The 16,189-nt window shown below is 70.5% G+C and carries 14 protein-coding genes; 7 read left to right on the top strand and 7 right to left on the bottom strand.

Going from position 1 to position 16,189, the window contains the following annotated elements; genetic code table 11:
• Window positions 1-41 precede the first annotated feature (41 nt).
• Together ASD84_RS06960 and ASD84_RS06955 are read right to left on the bottom strand one after the other, a co-directional pair.
• On the bottom strand, window positions 42-428 hold the full coding sequence (locus tag ASD84_RS06960) for a hypothetical protein (protein ID WP_056708250.1): 387 nt from the start codon (window positions 426-428) through the stop codon (window positions 42-44).
• Window positions 425-1,594 (bottom strand): PspC domain-containing protein, encoded by a 1,170-nt coding sequence (locus ASD84_RS06955; protein ID WP_056708247.1) that lies wholly within the window; start codon window positions 1,592-1,594, stop codon window positions 425-427. Before ASD84_RS06955 ends, ASD84_RS06960 begins: the two co-directional genes overlap by 4 nt.
• A gap of 144 nt (window positions 1,595-1,738) precedes the next feature.
• Here ASD84_RS06955 and ASD84_RS06950 point away from each other — a divergent pair, with 144 nt between their 5' ends.
• The 5 genes from ASD84_RS06950 to pcrA all read left to right on the top strand — a co-directional run bounded on the left by ASD84_RS06950 (window position 1,739) and on the right by pcrA (window position 7,555).
• Complete coding sequence (locus ASD84_RS06950; protein WP_056708244.1) at window positions 1,739-3,049, top strand: ATP-binding protein; 1,311 nt, start codon at window positions 1,739-1,741, stop codon at window positions 3,047-3,049.
• Window positions 3,046-3,705 carry a LuxR C-terminal-related transcriptional regulator gene (locus tag ASD84_RS06945; RefSeq protein WP_056708243.1) on the top strand — a complete coding sequence of 220 codons (660 nt, stop codon included), beginning with the start codon at window positions 3,046-3,048 and terminating at the stop codon, window positions 3,703-3,705. The genes ASD84_RS06950 and ASD84_RS06945 overlap by 4 nt, the downstream gene beginning before the upstream one ends.
• Complete coding sequence (locus ASD84_RS06940; protein WP_200954454.1) at window positions 3,678-4,604, top strand: M15 family metallopeptidase; 927 nt, start codon at window positions 3,678-3,680, stop codon at window positions 4,602-4,604. The genes ASD84_RS06945 and ASD84_RS06940 overlap by 28 nt, the downstream gene beginning before the upstream one ends.
• A gap of 42 nt (window positions 4,605-4,646) precedes the next feature.
• Window positions 4,647-5,006 (top strand): hypothetical protein, encoded by a 360-nt coding sequence (locus ASD84_RS06935; protein WP_056708241.1) that lies wholly within the window; start codon window positions 4,647-4,649, stop codon window positions 5,004-5,006.
• A 113-nt stretch (window positions 5,007-5,119) separates the two neighbouring features.
• The gene (gene pcrA / locus ASD84_RS06930) at window positions 5,120-7,555 is read left to right on the top strand and encodes a DNA helicase PcrA (RefSeq protein WP_056708238.1); all 2,436 of its coding nucleotides are present in this window, start codon (window positions 5,120-5,122) and stop codon (window positions 7,553-7,555) included.
• A gap of 148 nt (window positions 7,556-7,703) precedes the next feature.
• Here pcrA and ASD84_RS06925 read toward each other — a convergent pair whose 3' ends face one another.
• Window positions 7,704-8,738: a M23 family metallopeptidase gene (locus ASD84_RS06925; protein ID WP_156391637.1), complete on the bottom strand. Its 1,035-nt coding sequence runs from the start codon at window positions 8,736-8,738 to the stop codon at window positions 7,704-7,706.
• 432 nt (window positions 8,739-9,170) lie between these two features.
• On the opposite strand from ASD84_RS06925, the gene sucC reads away from it, so the two are divergent.
• Both sucC and sucD read left to right on the top strand, forming a co-directional pair.
• Entirely contained in the window at window positions 9,171-10,337 is a 1,167-nt protein-coding gene (gene sucC, locus ASD84_RS06920; protein WP_056708230.1) for an ADP-forming succinate--CoA ligase subunit beta, read from the top strand.
• An 11-nt stretch (window positions 10,338-10,348) separates the two neighbouring features.
• Window positions 10,349-11,245 carry a succinate--CoA ligase subunit alpha gene (gene sucD / locus ASD84_RS06915; RefSeq protein ID WP_056708227.1) on the top strand — a complete coding sequence of 299 codons (897 nt, stop codon included), beginning with the start codon at window positions 10,349-10,351 and terminating at the stop codon, window positions 11,243-11,245.
• A gap of 51 nt (window positions 11,246-11,296) precedes the next feature.
• Here sucD and ASD84_RS06910 read toward each other — a convergent pair whose 3' ends face one another.
• From ASD84_RS06910 to ASD84_RS25450, 4 genes are all read right to left on the bottom strand, one after another.
• A complete protein-coding gene (locus ASD84_RS06910) occupies window positions 11,297-12,025 on the bottom strand; it encodes a hypothetical protein (RefSeq protein ID WP_056708223.1) in 729 nt (242 codons plus the stop codon).
• Window positions 12,026-12,105: 80 nt separating this feature from the next.
• Window positions 12,106-13,572: a hypothetical protein gene (locus tag ASD84_RS06905; protein ID WP_056708220.1), complete on the bottom strand. Its 1,467-nt coding sequence runs from the start codon at window positions 13,570-13,572 to the stop codon at window positions 12,106-12,108.
• Window positions 13,565-14,074 (bottom strand): SigE family RNA polymerase sigma factor, encoded by a 510-nt coding sequence (locus ASD84_RS25455; RefSeq protein WP_056708218.1) that lies wholly within the window; start codon window positions 14,072-14,074, stop codon window positions 13,565-13,567. The genes ASD84_RS06905 and ASD84_RS25455 overlap by 8 nt, the downstream gene beginning before the upstream one ends.
• Window positions 14,075-14,223: 149 nt before the next feature.
• On the bottom strand, window positions 14,224-16,188 hold the full coding sequence (locus tag ASD84_RS25450) for a hypothetical protein (protein WP_056708215.1): 1,965 nt from the start codon (window positions 16,186-16,188) through the stop codon (window positions 14,224-14,226).
• Window position 16,189: the final 1 nt, after the last annotated feature.

Below are 16,189 nucleotides of genomic sequence, written 5' to 3'. Positions count from 1 at the left end.
CCTCTCACCCGTCCAAAGCGGTGAGAGGTGAGCAAAGGTTGTCAGGCCTGGCGGTTCTTGTCGCCCTTGTCCGACGGGTCGTGGAGCCAGCCCTTCATGTGGGCAGGCCCGCCGCCGTGCTGGTACCCGTGGTCCGCGTAGTGCTGCATCCACGCGGCCTTTGCCGCGTGATGCCGCGGGCCACGAAGCATGGTGGCGACCAGTCCGAGGCCGCCGCCGACCAGCCACGGCAGCGGCAGGATCCAGCCCGAGTTCTCCAGCTGGACGGTGTCGCTGGTGAGCAGCGCCCACACGATCACCAGGCCGACGAACGCCGTACCCATGACGAGGTGGCCGGTGTTGACCTGGTGCCAGCCCGAGGGGCGGGCGTCTGCCGGGCGCTCCTCGCGGGGGCGCTCGATCGGGTCGAGGGTGTCGTCGGTGCTCATGATGCGTCCTTCAGGGTGTGGACCTCGATCTGGCCGAGGAAGGCGTCGGCGTCGATCTTGAGGGTGGGGCCGTCGGGGTCCCCGAACGATGCCTTCTCGTCGGTGTCCGACTTGTTGCCGAACAGGATGACCTCGCCGCCCTCGATGGTGGCGTCGACCTCGACGCGCAGGCCGTCGTCGGGCACGATCACCTCGATGTGGCCGAGGACGACGTCGAGGTCGAGGGTCTGGTCGTCGAGCTTCGCCAGCTCGGTGGCGTCGAGCTTCGTCAGGTTGATGATGATCTCGCCAGCACCCAGGTCATAGTTGTCGTCGAGCTGAGCAGCTGTCACGGGCTTCTCGTTGATCTGCCCTGCGTCGACGTTGTCGACGTTGGCGATGACGGACGTCGCCGCCGTCGCCACCGCAGCGATGAGGCCGATGAAGATCAGCCCGCCGGCCCGGCCGTAGAACGCACCGACCAGCAACATCACGCCGACGACGCCGAGCACGGTGGCGGGGTACGCCGACGGGGTGACGTCGACACCCGCGAGGTGCAGCGTGGCGACGACTCCGACAGCGAGTGCCGCCAGCGCGATCGTGAAGGGGAAGAGCAGCGGGCCACGGCGCTTCGGGTCCATCGGACGCGGCGGCGGGGGCGGGCCCGGCCGATAGCCCGGGTACGACGGCGCGACGGCCACCTGGCCGGGTACGGGCGGGAACGCCCTCGCCTGCTTGGCCTGCTTGCCGCCGAAGATCACCAGGAAGATGAGGCCGACGACCAGGATCGGCCACGGGAAGTCCGGTCCACCGAAGGAGTCGCCGACCATCGAGGCGATCGCGATGACGCCGGCGATGATGAGCGCTGCGGTGCGGATCCCCTCGTCGAGGTTGATCACCGCGTCGTCGGTGTGCTCGTCGGGAAGCAGGAGCCACGCGACGCCGTACAGGATCAGGCCACCGCCGCCGAAGAAGGTGAGGATCACGAAGGCGACCCGCACCAGGAGGGGGTCGATGTCGAGGTGGCGCGCGATGCCGCCGGCGACACCGGAGACCTTGCGGTCGGTGCGGCTGCGGCGCATGCGGCCCAGGTCCTTGACCTCGTCACGGGTCACGCGGGGTCCGGTGGGGCCGGGCTCCTGGCCGGCGGGGCCGGGTCCGTGCTCGGTGTCGGTCGGTGAGTTCATGGCTCCAAGCCTGCGGTGTGCGACGGCCGTGCACCATCGGGGACTGCCCTGATCCTGCCGCATCGAGCAGGGGTCGGGATCAGGGTCGGGTCAGGGTCGTTCCCCCTGCTCCCGCGCCGTGCGCTGTGTGACGATGGATGCATCATGACGACCCCTCTGACCACGGCCGGCGCGCCAGCGCCGGGCCCCCTTCCGGCGAACCACGACGTACGGCGCGCCTGGCGCGACCTGCGCAACCCGGTCCTCGGTGGCGTGGCGTCGGGCCTGTCGGCGCACCTGGGCGTGTCGGTGCTGTGGGTCCGGGTGGCGTTCGTCGTGGCGACCCTCGCTGGCGGCTCCGGTGTCGCGGCGTACGCCGTCCTGTGGGCCATGCTCCCCGCCGGACCGCCGCCCTGGGCACTGGCCCCGGGGCTCGAGAGCGCAACCCGGGACGGGCGGCGTCCCGGGCGGGGCCGCCGGCTGTCCGACATCGGTCCGGTCATCACCCTCTCCGCCCTGGGCATCGGTGCGGTCTTCGCGACGGGCGCCGTGCTCGGCAACGGCTGGTGGGTGTGGCCGCTGGGCATCGCTGTCGCGGGCGTCGCCCTGCTGTGGCGCCAGGCCGACGAGGCGCAGCGGGAACGCTGGCTCGACGCAACCGGCAAGGTCGACCCGATCCGGGTCGTGCTCGGCGGCGGTGGCTGGGCCGCCTGGGCACGGATCGCTGCCGGGGTCGCGCTGGTCGTCATCGCCCTGGTCCTCTTCGCGTTGCGCGACGGCTCGTTGTCGCTGGCGCGGGACGCGACCATCGCGATCCTGCTCGGCATCGGCGGCATCGCGATCGTGGTCGGGCCCTTCGTCTACCGCCTGATCGGCGAGCTCAGTGGTGAACGGGAGGAGCGGGTGCGGACCCAGGAGCGGGCCGACGTGGCCGCACACCTGCACGACTCGGTGCTGCAGACCCTCGCCCTGATCCAGAAGAACCCCGCCGACGCGGCCCGGTTGGCCCGTGCGCAGGAGCGCGACCTGAGGGCGTGGCTGTTCACGGGGGAGTCGCTCGACGAGGCCACGGTCGCCAGCGCGCTGCGTTCCGCGGCCGCCGAGATCGAGGACTCCTACGGCATCGCGGTCGACGTGGTCGCCGTCGGTGACTGCGACTACGACGAGGCGGCGCGGCCCATCGTCGCCGCCGCCCGCGAAGCGACCGCGAACGCCGCGAAGCACGCAGGAGTGCCGCGCGTGGACGTCTATGCCGAGATCACGCCTGCTGGCATCGACGTGTTCGTCCGCGATCGCGGCGTCGGCTTCGACCCGGACGCCACCCCCGAGGACCGTCTCGGCGTGCGCCGGAGCATCATCGACCGCATGGAGCGCCACGGCGGTCGGGCCGAGATCAGGTCCGCGCCGGGCGAGGGCACCGAGGTGCGCCTGCACCTGCCCCACAAGGCCGAGAAGAACGACGAGGGAGAGCAATGAGCCAGCCCGTCCGCGTGGTCGTCGTCGACGACCACGCCATGTTCCGCCGGGGCGTCAGCGCCGAGCTCGGCTCCACGGGCGCCGGTCGCGTCGACGTCGTGGCCGAGGCCGCCGATGTCGACGAAGCGGTTGCGGCCGTGCTCGCACACCGACCGGACGTCGTACTCCTGGACGTGCACCTGCCCGGTGGCGGTGGGGTCGAGGTGATCCGGCGCGTCAACGACTCCGAGGTCCGCTTCCTGGCGCTGTCGGTCTCCGATGCAGCCGAGGACGTCATCGGCACGATCCGCGGCGGTGCGCGCGGCTACGTCACCAAGACCATCACCGGACCGGAGCTGGTCGACGCGATCGGCCGGGTGGCTGAGGGCGATGCGGTGTTCTCCCCACGGCTGGCGGGTTTCGTGCTCGACGCCTTTGCCGGAGCCGGCATCTCCGCCGACCTCGCGAGCGTCGACGAGGACCTCGACCGGCTCACCGAGCGGGAGCGCGAGGTCATGCGGCTGATCGCGCGCGGCTACTCCTACAAGGAGGTCGCGAAGGAGCTCTTCATCTCGATCAAGACCGTCGAGACGCACATGTCCTCGGTGCTGCGGAAGCTGCAGCTCTCCTCCCGCCACGAGCTGACCCGTTGGGCATCGGACCGCAGGCTGCTGTGAAGAGCGGCGTCGTCGTCGGGTTGGTCGCGTCGGTGGCGCTGGCCTCCGCCTGTTCCAGTGGTACGACGAACCCGACCCCCCAGCCGACCACGACTCCGCCGACGTCCGACTCGGCGTCGCCCGGCTCGCCGACGCCGAGCGTGCCGGCCAGCCCGAGCCAGCCGACCTCCAGCGCGACCGACTCCGGGTCGTCGTACTCCGACTGGGAACTGGGGGTGCACGTCCTGCCCGTCGACGCCGACGGGTTCGGCGAGATCAGGCCGACACCGAAGGCGCTGCGGGTGCGGCGCTTCCCGACGACCGACCTGCTGCCGGCCCCGACGGACGGCGCGTTCCACTCCTCCATGGGCCCGGTGACACCGTCGATCCGCACCCGAATGGGGGAGACCTGGTCCTCGGCGTGCCCCGTGGGGCTCGACGGTCTGCGCTACCTCAACCTCAGCTTCCGCGGCTTCGACGGCAAGGCCCACACCGGCGAGCTGGTGGTCGCGGCCGCAGAGGCCAAGGGCGTGGTGTCGGTGTTCCAGGCCCTGTTCGCGGCCGACTTCCCGATCGAGGAGATGCGGCTGCCGACCACGGCCGACCTCGATGCGCCGCCGACGGGCGACGGCAACAACACGGCAGCGCTCGTCTGTCGCGCAGCGCGCGGCACCACCTCGTGGTCGGCCCACGCCTACGGCCTGGCGATCGACGTCAACCCGTTCCTCAACCCGTACTCCAAGGGCGACCTGGTCCTGCCCGAGCGGGCGTCGGCGTACCTCGACCGCACGCGCACGCAACCCGGCATCGTCCATTCCGGAGACTTGATCGTCCGTGAGTTCGCCCGGATCGGCTGGAGCTGGGGCGGGTCGTGGACGTCGTTGAAGGACTACCAGCACTTCACCGCGACGGGCCGCTGACCCTGTCTGTCCGGGGTGCCTCGACGCAATAGGGTTGTGTGCATGGAGACCCTGCGCCTGATCCTGCTGATCCTTCACATCCTGGGTTTCTCGGCCCTGATCGGCGGACTGCTCGCCCAGGCCGGTCCCGGCGACAAGAAGGTCACCGGTGTCATGCGGGACGGTGTCGGTACGGCGTTCCTCGCCGGGCTGCTGCTCGTCGGCGTCCTCGAGGGCGGCGACGACCCCGTCAACCACGGCAAGGTCGCCGTCAAGCTCCTCATCGGCCTGGTGCTGCTGGTCCTGGTCATGGCGAACATGCGCAAGGAGAAGATCCCCAACGGCCTGTGGGCCGGCCTGCTCGGCCTCGCCATCCTCGAGGTCTGCATCGCCGTGCTGTGGTCGCCAGTGCACAGCTCCTGATTGCGGTTCACCAACCGAATTTGTCGTCACGGGGTGGCCCTGACGACAATTCTGGTTGGTGCGTGCGTCCCCGCGGAGGTGACGTCGGCGGGGCGCCGTAGGCTGGCACAAGCATGAGTACGACGCCCCCGGCCCTCACCGCAGACCTCCTCCTCGAGGGGCTCAACGACCCTCAGCAACAGGCCGTTCGGCACGAAGGTGCGCCGTTGCTGGTCGTCGCCGGCGCCGGGTCCGGCAAGACGCGGGTGCTCACCCGCCGGATCGCGTGGCTGATCGCCGTGCGCAAGGCGCACCCCGGCTCGATCCTCGCGATCACCTTCACCAACAAGGCCGCGGCCGAGATGAAGGAGCGGGTCAGCGACCTGGTCGGCAACCGGGCCCGGATCATGTGGGTCAGCACGTTCCACTCGGCCTGCGTGCGGATCCTGCGCAAGGAGGTCGAGCACCTCGGCTACGACCGGCTCAAGTCCAACTTCTCGATCTACGACGCCCAGGACCAGAAGCGGCTGATCACGCTGGTCCTCAACGACCTGGAGATCGACCCTCGCCGCTACCAGCCGGGTCCGGTGCTGCACTGGATCAGCAACCACAAGAACGAGCTGCGCGATCCCGAGGACGTCGCCGCCACGGTGACCAACTCCAGTGACGAGACCTACGTCGCGGCGTACCGGCAGTACCAGCGTCGACTGCGCGAACAGAACGCCTTCGACTTCGACGACCTGATCATGGAGACGGTCCGGCTCTTCCAGCTCAAGCCAGAGGTGCGCGAGACCTACCGCCGCCGGTTCCGGCACGTGCTGGTCGACGAGTACCAGGACACCAATCACGCGCAGTACTCCCTCATCCAGCAGCTCTGCGGCCAGCAGTTCGAGGAGACGGACCCCGACACCCTCGACGGGCTTCCCGCCGACCGGGTGCCGCCGGCCGAGCTGATGGTGGTCGGTGACGCGGACCAGTCGATCTACGCCTTCCGGGGCGCCGACATCCGCAACATCATGGACTTCGAGCAGGACTTCCCCGACGCGCACACCGTGTTGCTCGAGCAGAACTACCGCTCCACGCAGACCATCCTCAGTGCGGCCAACGCGGTCATCGAACGCAACGAGAGCCGCAAGCCCAAGCGCCTGTGGTCCGATGCGGGGGACGGCGAGAAGATCGTCGGGTACGTCGCAGACGACCAGCACGACGAGGCCCGCTTCGTGTCCGGCGAGATCGACAAGCTCACCGACGGCGGACTGCGCCCCTCGGACGTCGCAGTCTTCTACCGGACCAATGCGCAGTCGCGGGTGTTCGAGGAGATCTTCATCCGCACCGGCCAGCCGTACAAGGTCGTGGGTGGCACCCGCTTCTACGACCGCAAGGAGATCCGCGACGCGTTGGCGTACCTGCGGATGCTGGTCAACCCCGACGACGCGATCTCGGTACGACGCATCCTCAACACCCCGCGCCGGGGCATCGGTGACCGTGCGGTCCTCGCGATCACCATGTTCGCCGACCGGGAGCGGATCACGTTCTGGGAAGCCCTGCAGCGCGCCGGCGAGGCCCCGGGCCTGGCCACCCGCAGCCAGACGCAGATCGAGGCCTTCGTGACGATGGTCAACGAGCTCCAGCAGATGGTGGCGGCCCGCGAACGCCCCGACGTGATCTTGGAGACGGTGCTCGACAGGTCCGGCTACCTCGCCAGCCTCGAGGCCTCCGACGACATGCAGGACGAGGGCCGGCTGGAGACGCTCGGCGAGCTGGTCGCGGTCGCCCGCGAGTTCGCGGAGGACCCCGTCGCTGGTCCGTCGGCCGACCCCGCGGACGTCGACGCCGGCACCGTCGAGCCCGGTCTGGGTGACTTCCTGGAGCGGGTCGCGCTGGTCGCCGACGCCGACCAGATCCCCGATGCACCGGAGGACGACCCGGACGCGCCCGAGGACAAGGGCGTGGTCACCCTGATGACCCTGCACACAGCCAAGGGACTGGAGTTCCCCGTCGTCTTCCTCACCGGCCTGGAGGACGGGGTCTTCCCGCACTCCCGCTCCCTCGGGGACCGTCCCGAGCTCGAGGAGGAGCGGCGCCTGGCGTACGTCGGCATCACCCGCGCTCGCGAGCGGCTCTACGTGTCGCGAGCCGTGGTCCGCTCGGCGTTCGGTGCACCGGCACACAACCCCGCCTCCCGGTTCCTCGCCGAGCTGCCGATCGACCTGGTCGACTGGCGGCGCACCGAGGCCCAGCAGACCCAGTGGTCACGCCCGACGTACGCCTCCAGCGATCGGGAGTACGCCGGCGGCGGCTCCGGCTCGACCGGCTTCGGCCAGCCGACCGCGGCCGGTCGCCGCAACTTCAGCTCGGCCGCTGCCCGCGCCGACGCAGCCGCCAAGTCCCGGCCCGCCCGTGCGATCCCGGTGCTGGCGCCCGGCGAGAAGGTCACCCACGACTCGTTCGGCCTCGGCACGGTCGTGTCCGTCGAAGGTGCCGGCGACAAGTCCGTCGCGTCGATCGACTTCGGCTCCGACGGCGTCAAGCGCCTCCTGCTGCGCTACGCACCTGTGGAGAAGTTGTAGGGACCGCGTTGGCTGGACGGTGACGCCGTCGGCTTGCCGCCAGACCCACCCAACCCCGTACTAAAGACAACTGCGGCGCGGCAGCGCGGCGGGAGCGAAGCTCCGGCAGCTTGCTGCCCCCGCCGCAGCGAAGACGCGTCTCGCGCAGTTAGGGCGTCACTCCATGGACGCGGAGTGCCGCGTCGGGGTCGACCGGGTCGCCGCCACCGGGGCGGACCTCGAGGTGCAGGTGCGGGCCGGTCACGTGGCCCGTGCTGCCGACGTAACCGATGATCTCGCCGCTGCGCACGGTGTCACCGGCGGAGACGGCGAAGGAGGACTGGTGGCAGAACCACAGCTCGGTGCCGTCCTCGAGGGTGACGACGGTCTTGTTGCCGTAGGCCCCGTCGGAGCCGGCAGAGGTGACCACGCCGTTCGTGACGGCGCGGATCGGGGTGCCGCTCGGGGCGGCGAAGTCGAGGCCGGTGTGGTAGCTCGACCACAGGCCGTACTCGCCGAACGTCGCCGTGAGGCGGTAGCTGTCCAGCGGGAGCACCCACTTGTTGAGGGCGATCTCCGCGGCTTCCTTCTGGGCAGCCTGTGCGAGCTGGCCGAGCGCGCTGTTGCGCTCCTCGGCGTGGCGTTCGGCCTCGGCGACGAGGTCGGTGCCGGCGGCCTGGGCGAGGGTGTCGCGGTCCGAGTCGCGGCTCAGGCTCTGGACCCGCTCGCCGACGACGCCGTTGCCGAACGATCCGGTCATGGCGTTCGAGGCGGTCAGCCGGTCGGTGGCTGACGCGAGCTCCGGGTCGGTCGAGACGACGGCGCCACCGATGGCAATGGCCAGGGTGGCCACGCCGACGGCGACCGGCAGGGAGGGCAGGCCGCGGAACAGCGGTCCGCGGGAGCCGGCGTGCTTGACGGCGCGCCGCTTGCCGGCGGGCTGGATGGCTCGCAGCGTGGTGGACGACGAGTCGGTCAGGGGGTCGAACAGTGCGATGTCGCGCAGTGCGGGCAGCTCCACGGTGGGGGCGCGGTCCGGCAGGTAGGCGGGCGCGCCCACTGCTGCTGCAGCCAGCGTCAGGCCGGGGGCAACAGAAGGAGCAACAGCAGGAGCAGCAGCCACGGGGGCGGCGGCCAGGAGGACCGGAGCGGCGGGGGCAACGTCGAGCGTCGCGGGCGTCTCGTCGGCAACTCGACCAGCCATGCGCTTGCCCACGTACTTCTGAGGGGTCTCGGCGCGGGAGGTCGAGCGGCGGCGCGTTGCGCGTGGTTCCGCTCGGTGGTTACCCATCGACTGCTGACTCCTTGGGGGGACGATCGTGCAGGCCGTTTCAACCGTGGCCCTGTCGCCCGAGAGCACCCGAGAAGGCACTCCGACCAAGGTGGCCGCCGGGTGGCGGCCAGGTGAAACTTGCGTCCCCGACCATAACCGATGCCCGGCGACCTCCGAAATCCCAGGCCGGCGGGTGTGGACAATCGTGTGACGGCTGGGTGACCCGTGGGCGACCTGCCGGAGGTCCGTGACCGTCGTCACGTCTGCGGGGCTGGACTCGTCCTACTCGTCAGTCACGACTAGTGTGCCCGAGGGTGCGCCGCCGTGCGCACCACCCTCTGACCCAGATGTGAGGACGTAGCAGTGGACCTGATGGAATATCAGGCGAAGGAGCTCTTCGCCAAGCACGGTGTGACGACGACCCTCGGTGTGGTCGTCGAGACCCCCGAGGCCGCGAAGGCCGCCGCCGAACAATTGGGCGGCGTGACCGTCGTCAAGGCGCAGGTCAAGGCCGGCGGCCGTGGCAAGGCTGGTGGCGTCAAGATCGCCAAGACGCCCGACGAGGCGTTCCAGTACGCGACCGACATCTTGAACCTCACGATCAAGGATCTCCCGGTCAACCGGGTCCTGATCACCCCCGCGACCCCGCCGGAGGAGGAGTACTACTTCTCCTTCCTGCTGGACCGGTCGAACCGCCAGTACCTCTGCATCGCGTCCGTCGAGGGTGGTGTCGAGATCGAAGAGGTCGCGAAGACCAACCCCGACGCCGTGAAGAAGATCGCCATCGACCCCGGCAAGGGTGTCGACGCGGTGAAGGCGCGCGAGATCGCGACCGAGGCCGGCTTCCCGGAGCCCGTCTTCGAGCAGGCCGTCGTCATGATCGAGAACCTCTACAAGGTCTTCGTCGAGGAGGACGCCACGCTCGTCGAGGTGAACCCGCTCGCGCGGCTCGCCGGTGACAAGCTGGAAGCCCTCGACGGCAAGGTCTCGCTCGACGAGAACGCCTCCGAGGTGCGTCACCCCGACCACGAGCACTTCGAGATCAGTGACGAGGCCGACCCGCTCGAGGCGAAGGCCAAGGCGCTCGGCCTCAACTACGTCAAGCTCGACGGTGCCGTGGGCATCATCGGCAACGGCGCTGGCCTGGTCATGTCGACCCTCGACGTCGTCGCGTACGCCGGCGAGAACCACGGCGGCGTCAAGCCGGCCAACTTCCTGGACATCGGCGGCGGCGCGAACGCCGAGGTGATGGCCAACGGCCTCGACGTGATCCTCAACGACGCCCAGGTGAAGTCGGTCTTCGTGAACGTCTTCGGTGGCATCACCGCGTGTGACGAGGTCGCGAAGGGCATCGTCGGTGCTCTCGAGCTCCTCGGTGACGCCGCAACCAAGCCGCTCGTCGTCCGCCTCGACGGCAACAACGTCGAGCTGGGTCGCCAGATCCTGGCTGACGCCAACCACCCGTTGGTGACCGTTGTCGACACGATGGACGGAGCGGCCGACAAGGCCGCCGAGCTCGCGAACGCCTGAGGGGACGAGACATGAGCATCTACCTGAACAAGGACAGCAAGATCATCGTCCAGGGCATCACCGGGGGCATGGGTGCCAAGCACACCGCCCTGATGATGGACTCCGGCGCGACGATCGTCGGTGGCGTCAACGCCCGCAAGGCCGGCACCACGGTCACCCACAAGGACGCCACTGGCACCGACGTGGAGCTCCCGGTGTTCGGCACCGTGGCGGAAGCGATGAAGGAGACCGGCGCGAACGTGTCGGTCCTGTTCGTCCCGCCGGCGTTCACCAAGGACGCGGCGATCGAGGCGATTGACGCCGAGATCCCGCTCATCGTCGTGATCACCGAGGGCGTCCCGGTCCAGGACACGGCCGAGGTCTGGTCGTACCTGCAGGGCAAGTCCACCCGGATGATCGGCCCGAACTGCCCCGGCATCATCACGCCGGGCGAGTCGCTGGCCGGCATCACGCCGCACACCATCGCGGGCAAGGGTCCGGTCGGCCTCGTGTCGAAGTCCGGCACCCTGACCTACCAGATGATGTACGAGCTGCGTGACTTCGGCTTCACCACTGCCATCGGCATCGGCGGCGACCCGATCGTCGGCACCACGCACATCGACGCGCTCCAGGCGTTCGAGGACGACCCGGACACCAAGCTCATCGTGATGATCGGTGAGATCGGTGGCGACGCCGAGGAGCGTGCCGCGGCGTACATCAAGGACAACATCACCAAGCCGGTCGTCGGCTACGTCGCGGGCTTCACCGCCCCGGAGGGCAAGACGATGGGCCACGCCGGCGCCATCGTCTCCGGCTCCGCCGGCACCGCGGCCGCCAAGCAGGAGGCCCTCGAGGCCGTCGGCGTCAAGGTCGGCAAGACGCCGTCCGCGACCGCTGCCCTGGCGCGGGAGATCCTTCAGTCTCTCTGAGTCAACGACGAGGCCCCGCCACCCGTGAGGGTGGCGGGGCCTCGTCGCATTTCAGCCCTGGTCGAGATGTTCGCCGGCGGGCGCCAGCATCTGCTCGACGGGCGTGCCCTCGAGGAAGTTGTAGTCCTGGCCGATGATCACCGAGGTCAGCACGGTCACCCGGTTGCCCTTGCGGAGCACCCCGGTCTCCATGATGTACGCCGCGTCGCCGAACTCGTCGACCTCCTTCGGCACCGGCCCGTAGTGGGAGTCGGTGATGACGGCGTCGCTGCCGGGTACGACGACCTTCCGGGTCTGCAGGGAGCGGTAGTCGCTCACCCCGGCTGGCCGGGGCCGGCACTCCTCGAGCCAGCCGTTGACCGTCGACCAGGCCTTCTCGGCCGCTGCGGTGTCGGCGTACTCGCCAACGACCTGGACGAAGAAGTCGCCGGTGATCGCGGCGGAGGGGTCCTCGGTGTTGCGCAGCTCGAAGTCGGCGCGCACCACGCTGGTCGCCCCGGTGCCCTTCAGGCTCTGACGGGCACACGGGTTGAAGACGTCCTGGCCGTCGCCCTCGAAGGCGCTGGTGCGGAACCAGTCGGCCCCGTCGCTGTAGACGGTGTCGTCGTCGGTGAGCAGGTGGTCGGTGGTGAGGTCGTCGGCCACGGCGTCGGTCGACGTCGGGTCCCCGGCGACGGCGTCCGCGTCGGCGGACTTCTCCGCGCCGCACGCGGTCAGGAGTGCGGGTGCCGCCAGTGCGGCGACGCAGAGGAGGAGTCGGGTGCGTCGGTGGTGGTTCATGGCGATGCCCTTCTGCGCATGGGGGCGCGGTCGGTGGGAGCAGCCACCGGTCGGTGGCGGCCCAGAGGGGTCGAGTGCGGTCAGCAGCCCGCTTCGGTGTAGGCGCAGAGCCCGGCGATGACGTCCGCCGATTCCGAGGAGATCTGGTCGATCACGCCCTGCTCGTTGCCCTGGGGGTTGCCCGAGTGACCGGCGTGGGCGACGACGAGGACCGAGCTGCCGACCCGGACCACGAGGGTGGTGTCCCCGAAGGTCGTGGCCGCACCGTCGAGCTCGTCCCACCCGAGGACGGCGAAGGAATCGCCGCCGAGGGCGAGGTCGCGGACCTCCCAGTTCGGGGTGAAGCCGTCGTCGCGCCTCTCGCCCTCGGGGCAGGCCTCGTAGAGGGCGCGGATCCCGGCGACCGCGGCAACGGCCTGGTCCGCCGTGTCGTAGGTCGTCAGCTGGCGCGTCCGGTAGTCCTCGACGTTCTCCCAGCGCGCGAGCAGCCGGTCGGCGTACGGCGCGTCGGGCAGGGTGGTGCCGCACGCGGTGAACGTGAGCGGGTCCAGGTCCCGAGCCGGTCCGACCAGGCCGTTCCCGTCCTCCGCCTCGCTGGAGTCGGGCCAGCGCGAGGTCAGCGGGAAGTCGTCCGGGATGGCCGGGTCGACCGTGCTGGCGGGCTCGGTCAGCGTCTCCGCGGGCTCCGTCGGTGCATCAGCACCCGACGTCAGTCGTGCGGCAGCCTTGGGAAGCATCTGCTCGACAGGCGTGCCGTCGAGGAAGTTGTAGTCCTGGCCGATGATGACGGAGGTGAGCACGACCAGCTTGTCGCCGAGGCGGAGCACCCCGGTCTCCATGATGTAGGCGGAGTCGCCGAACTCGTCGACCTCCTTGGGGACGGGGCCGTAGTGCGAGTCGAGGATCTGGGCGGTGGCACCGTTGACGGGGACGTCGCGGGCCGCGAGGAAGCGGTACTCGGTGATGGCGGCGGGCCGCTGCTCGCAGTTCTCGACCCAGGCGCTGATCTTGTCGTAGGCGTCCGTGGCTGCGGCTTCGTCGTCGTAGTCGCCGACGACCTGGATGAGTGAGTCGCCGGTGATGGGGGCGTCGGGGGTCTCGGTGTTGCGCAGCTCGAAGTCGGCGCGGGCCACGCTGGTGGCTCCGGTGCCGGTGAGGCTTTGCTGGGCGCAGGGGTTGAAGACGTCCTGGCCGTCGCCCTCGCCGGCGTTGGTGCGGAACCAGTCGGCGCCGTCGCTGTAGACGGTGTCCTCGTCGGTGATCAGGTTGGCGACCGTCAACGTCGCCCTGGTGTCGTCGGCGATGTCGTTGGCGTCGTCGGCCTTCGGGTTGCCACCCACGACCGCGAAGATCGGGACGGCGACGGCGGCGACGGCGAGTGCCGAGGCACCCGCCACCAGTGCGGTACGACGACGGCGGATCTGGTCGCCGCGGCGTCGGACGTCGGCTGCGGAGAGCGGCATGTCGCCTCCTGTTCCAGTGCTGAAGCCGGTGCCGAACCGGGAGAGCTCGTTGATCGGGTCGTGGCCCGGGTCGTGGTCAGACATGGGTGATCCCTCCTCCCGCGAGGCCGGTCTCGTCGGCCAGCAGCGCGGCCAGGGCCACGCGTCCCCGGCTGAGCCGGGCCTTGATGGTTCCTTCGGGGACGCCCACCTCGGCAGCAACCTGCTGGACCGGGAGGTCAGCGATGTGGTGCAGGACCAGCGCCTGGCGCTGGGCCTCGGGCAGCTGCTTGAGCGCGGCCACGAGTGCCACGTGGGACTCGTCGACGGCCGGGGCGACACCGCTGTGGCCGAACGCGCGGTCGGGGGAGCGTTCGGCCCGCTTGCGACGGCGCCACCGGCTCACTGCGAGGCGGTAGGCGGTGGTGCGAACCCAGGCTTCCGGGTACTCGGCCCTGTCCAGCTTGCGACGGTGTGCCCAGGCGCGGGCAAACGCCTCCTGGACGCATTCGGTGGCCTCGTCGAAGTCCCCGATCATCGCGTAGACCTGGCCGGTCACCCGTCGGAACGACGCCGCGTAGAACTCGTCGAATTCGTCGGCTTCCACGTCGACCTCCTCTCGGACCGATCTGCGCGCCCCCGATCGGGGCTGTCGGGAGTGATACGCCCGCGGGCTGGGCGGGGTTGCATCCCTCTCCCACCTTTTTCGGCGAAGCTTTTCCGAGAGGTCGTCTTGAGGGTACGGCGACGGGTCGGTCAGCCGGCCTTGTACGGCGCCATCGCGGCGAGCCGCTCGAGGGTACGGCGCGCGAGCGCCACGAAGTCGTCCTGGGCGATCCGGGCGCGGGGCGCGGCGACGAACACGAGCAGCGAGACCGACGTACCGCTGCGGACCACGGCGACGTCGTACTCGACGCTGCGGTCGCCCGGGAGCGCGGTGCTGAGGCGCCAGGCGGTCAGCGCGGCCTTCCCGGTCGAGCTGTTGGCGAGCACCTGCACCTCGGTGCCGGCGCTCTTGTCGAGGTCCGGACAGGCCGCGATCTGGTCGCGGATGCGACGCACGAAGGCCCGCGCCGTCGTGACGGGGAGCGACCCGACGGTCTGGGTGAGACCGACCTCCGGCGGCAGCTTCGACTCGCTCAGGACGAACGTGCGGAACTGGTTGCCCTGGATCTTCGTCTTGTTGAAGCTGCCGAACAGGTGGGCCGTCGTGCAGCCGATGGCGCCCGAGTCGACCCGGTCCTCGGTCAGCGCCGTCGCCGGGGTACCGACCCACGGGCCCTGGTCCTTGCTGAGTGGCGGCAGGTCGACCTCGGAGAGCATCCATGGGACCTTGCCCACGGCGTACGGCGCCCGAGTGACCACCTTCGGCTTCGCCGCCGCGCACGCCCCGCCGTCGGCGAGCGCGCAGAGCCGGTTGACGGCGGCGACCAGCAGGCCGGCGACGCCCTCGCGGCGGACTCCGGCGGTGGCGGTGGTGGTGGCCACGGACGTGGTGGTGGTGAACAGGCCGGAGCGGGCGACCCCGACGACGTACGTCGTCCGGTTGGCGCGCGAGCGCAGCACCACCAGGCTCGCCTGGTCGCCGACGCCGGGCAGGTCGGCCGTGCTGATCAGCTGGATGCGCGGCACGGCGGAGGGGTCGTCGGCGGGAGTGGGGCAGGCGGTGAGCCAGCGCAGGGTGCGGCGATAGGTGCGGATCGCGCGGGGTTCGGCCGCCGACGCCTCCGCGAACTGGATCACGGTGCGCGTGGCCGTGGCGGGCGCGGCATTGCGGAAGGCGCGTACCCACGCGGCGGTGCCCTGCGGGTCGGCGTACCGGTCCGGCTGGCAGGGCAGCACGCGGCCGTTGCCCGTGGAGTTGTCGACGGTCCCGCCCTGTTGCCAGCCACGTCCGGGCAGCGCGTCCTGAACGGTCGTCAGCTGGATCAGCGCGGTGTCGGGCAGCGTGTTGACCGCCGGTCCAGACGGCGGGGTCGCAGTCACCACGGGGACGTCCTCGCGGTGCAGCGTCGGACGGGCGCCGGTGGAGTCCATCGCCACGGCGCCGCCCGCGACGAGTGCGACCACGGCGGTGGCGCTGCCGACGATCGTGTGGGCGCGGCGGCGGGCGATGCCGGCGCGGCGGATGATCGTGACCCGCGGCCAGGCGACGCTGCGCGTGGCAGGTCCCAGTGAGTTGAACGACAGCGGGATGGCCGAGGTGGGGATGTCCAGCTGGGTGGCCAGCTGCGCCGCACCGAGCTGGAGCTCACGCTCGGCGGCTTCCAGCGGAAGGCCGATCTCGTGCGCCATCTCGTCCATGGAGACCGCCGCGAGCTGGGTGAGCAGCAGCGCCTTGCGCTGGACGAGGGAGAGCGCGGCCAGGGCATCGAGGATCTTCCGGCTCTGCTCGTCGAGGTCCTTGCGCCGGCGCAGCGGCCGCGTGTTGCTGCGGCGCAGTGCCTTGCGCCAGGCGGCCGGGCGCACCGACATCTCGGGGTCCGGGAGACGGGAGGTCTTGCGCCAGTGGTGCCACGCGACGACGTACGCCTCGCGGACCGCGCTGCGGGCCACCGAGAGGTCGCCGGTCAGGGCGAAGGTCTGCAGCAGCAACCGGTCGCGCGCGTCGCGGTAGAAGGCGTCGAAGCTCGCGGTGAGGTCCGCATTGCTGACGTACGACGGGCCGCCCTCGGGCTGGGCGTCGGACGGCGAAGCGGCGTTCGAGCGGGACACGGTCATG

The sequence above is a fragment of the Nocardioides sp. Root682 genome (assembly GCF_001427795.1).
In the GTDB taxonomy this organism is placed as follows: domain Bacteria; phylum Actinomycetota; class Actinomycetes; order Propionibacteriales; family Nocardioidaceae; genus Nocardioides.
Note: the sequence above shows the minus strand (reverse complement) of the source record. Positions and strands in the feature narration are given on the sequence as shown.

Bases quoted from the DNA above. Each gene is read 5' to 3' on its own strand.
- ASD84_RS06925 (WP_156391637.1), bottom strand. From the start codon at position 8,738: ATGGCTGGTCGAGTTGCCGACGAGACGCCCGCGACGCTCGACGTTGCC.
- sucD (WP_056708227.1), top strand. From the start codon at position 10,349: ATGAGCATCTACCTGAACAAGGACAGCAAGATCATCGTCCAGGGCATC.
- ASD84_RS06905 (WP_056708220.1), bottom strand. From the start codon at position 13,572: ATGTCTGACCACGACCCGGGCCACGACCCGATCAACGAGCTCTCCCGG.
- ASD84_RS06935 (WP_056708241.1), top strand. From the start codon at position 4,647: ATGGAGACCCTGCGCCTGATCCTGCTGATCCTTCACATCCTGGGTTTC.
- ASD84_RS06960 (WP_056708250.1), bottom strand. From the start codon at position 428: ATGAGCACCGACGACACCCTCGACCCGATCGAGCGCCCCCGCGAGGAG.
- ASD84_RS06950 (WP_056708244.1), top strand. From the start codon at position 1,739: ATGACGACCCCTCTGACCACGGCCGGCGCGCCAGCGCCGGGCCCCCTT.
- ASD84_RS25450 (WP_056708215.1), bottom strand. From the start codon at position 16,188: ATGACCGTGTCCCGCTCGAACGCCGCTTCGCCGTCCGACGCCCAGCCC.
- ASD84_RS06910 (WP_056708223.1), bottom strand. From the start codon at position 12,025: ATGAACCACCACCGACGCACCCGACTCCTCCTCTGCGTCGCCGCACTG.
- ASD84_RS06945 (WP_056708243.1), top strand. From the start codon at position 3,046: ATGAGCCAGCCCGTCCGCGTGGTCGTCGTCGACGACCACGCCATGTTC.
- pcrA (WP_056708238.1), top strand. From the start codon at position 5,120: ATGAGTACGACGCCCCCGGCCCTCACCGCAGACCTCCTCCTCGAGGGG.
- ASD84_RS06955 (WP_056708247.1), bottom strand. From the start codon at position 1,594: ATGAACTCACCGACCGACACCGAGCACGGACCCGGCCCCGCCGGCCAG.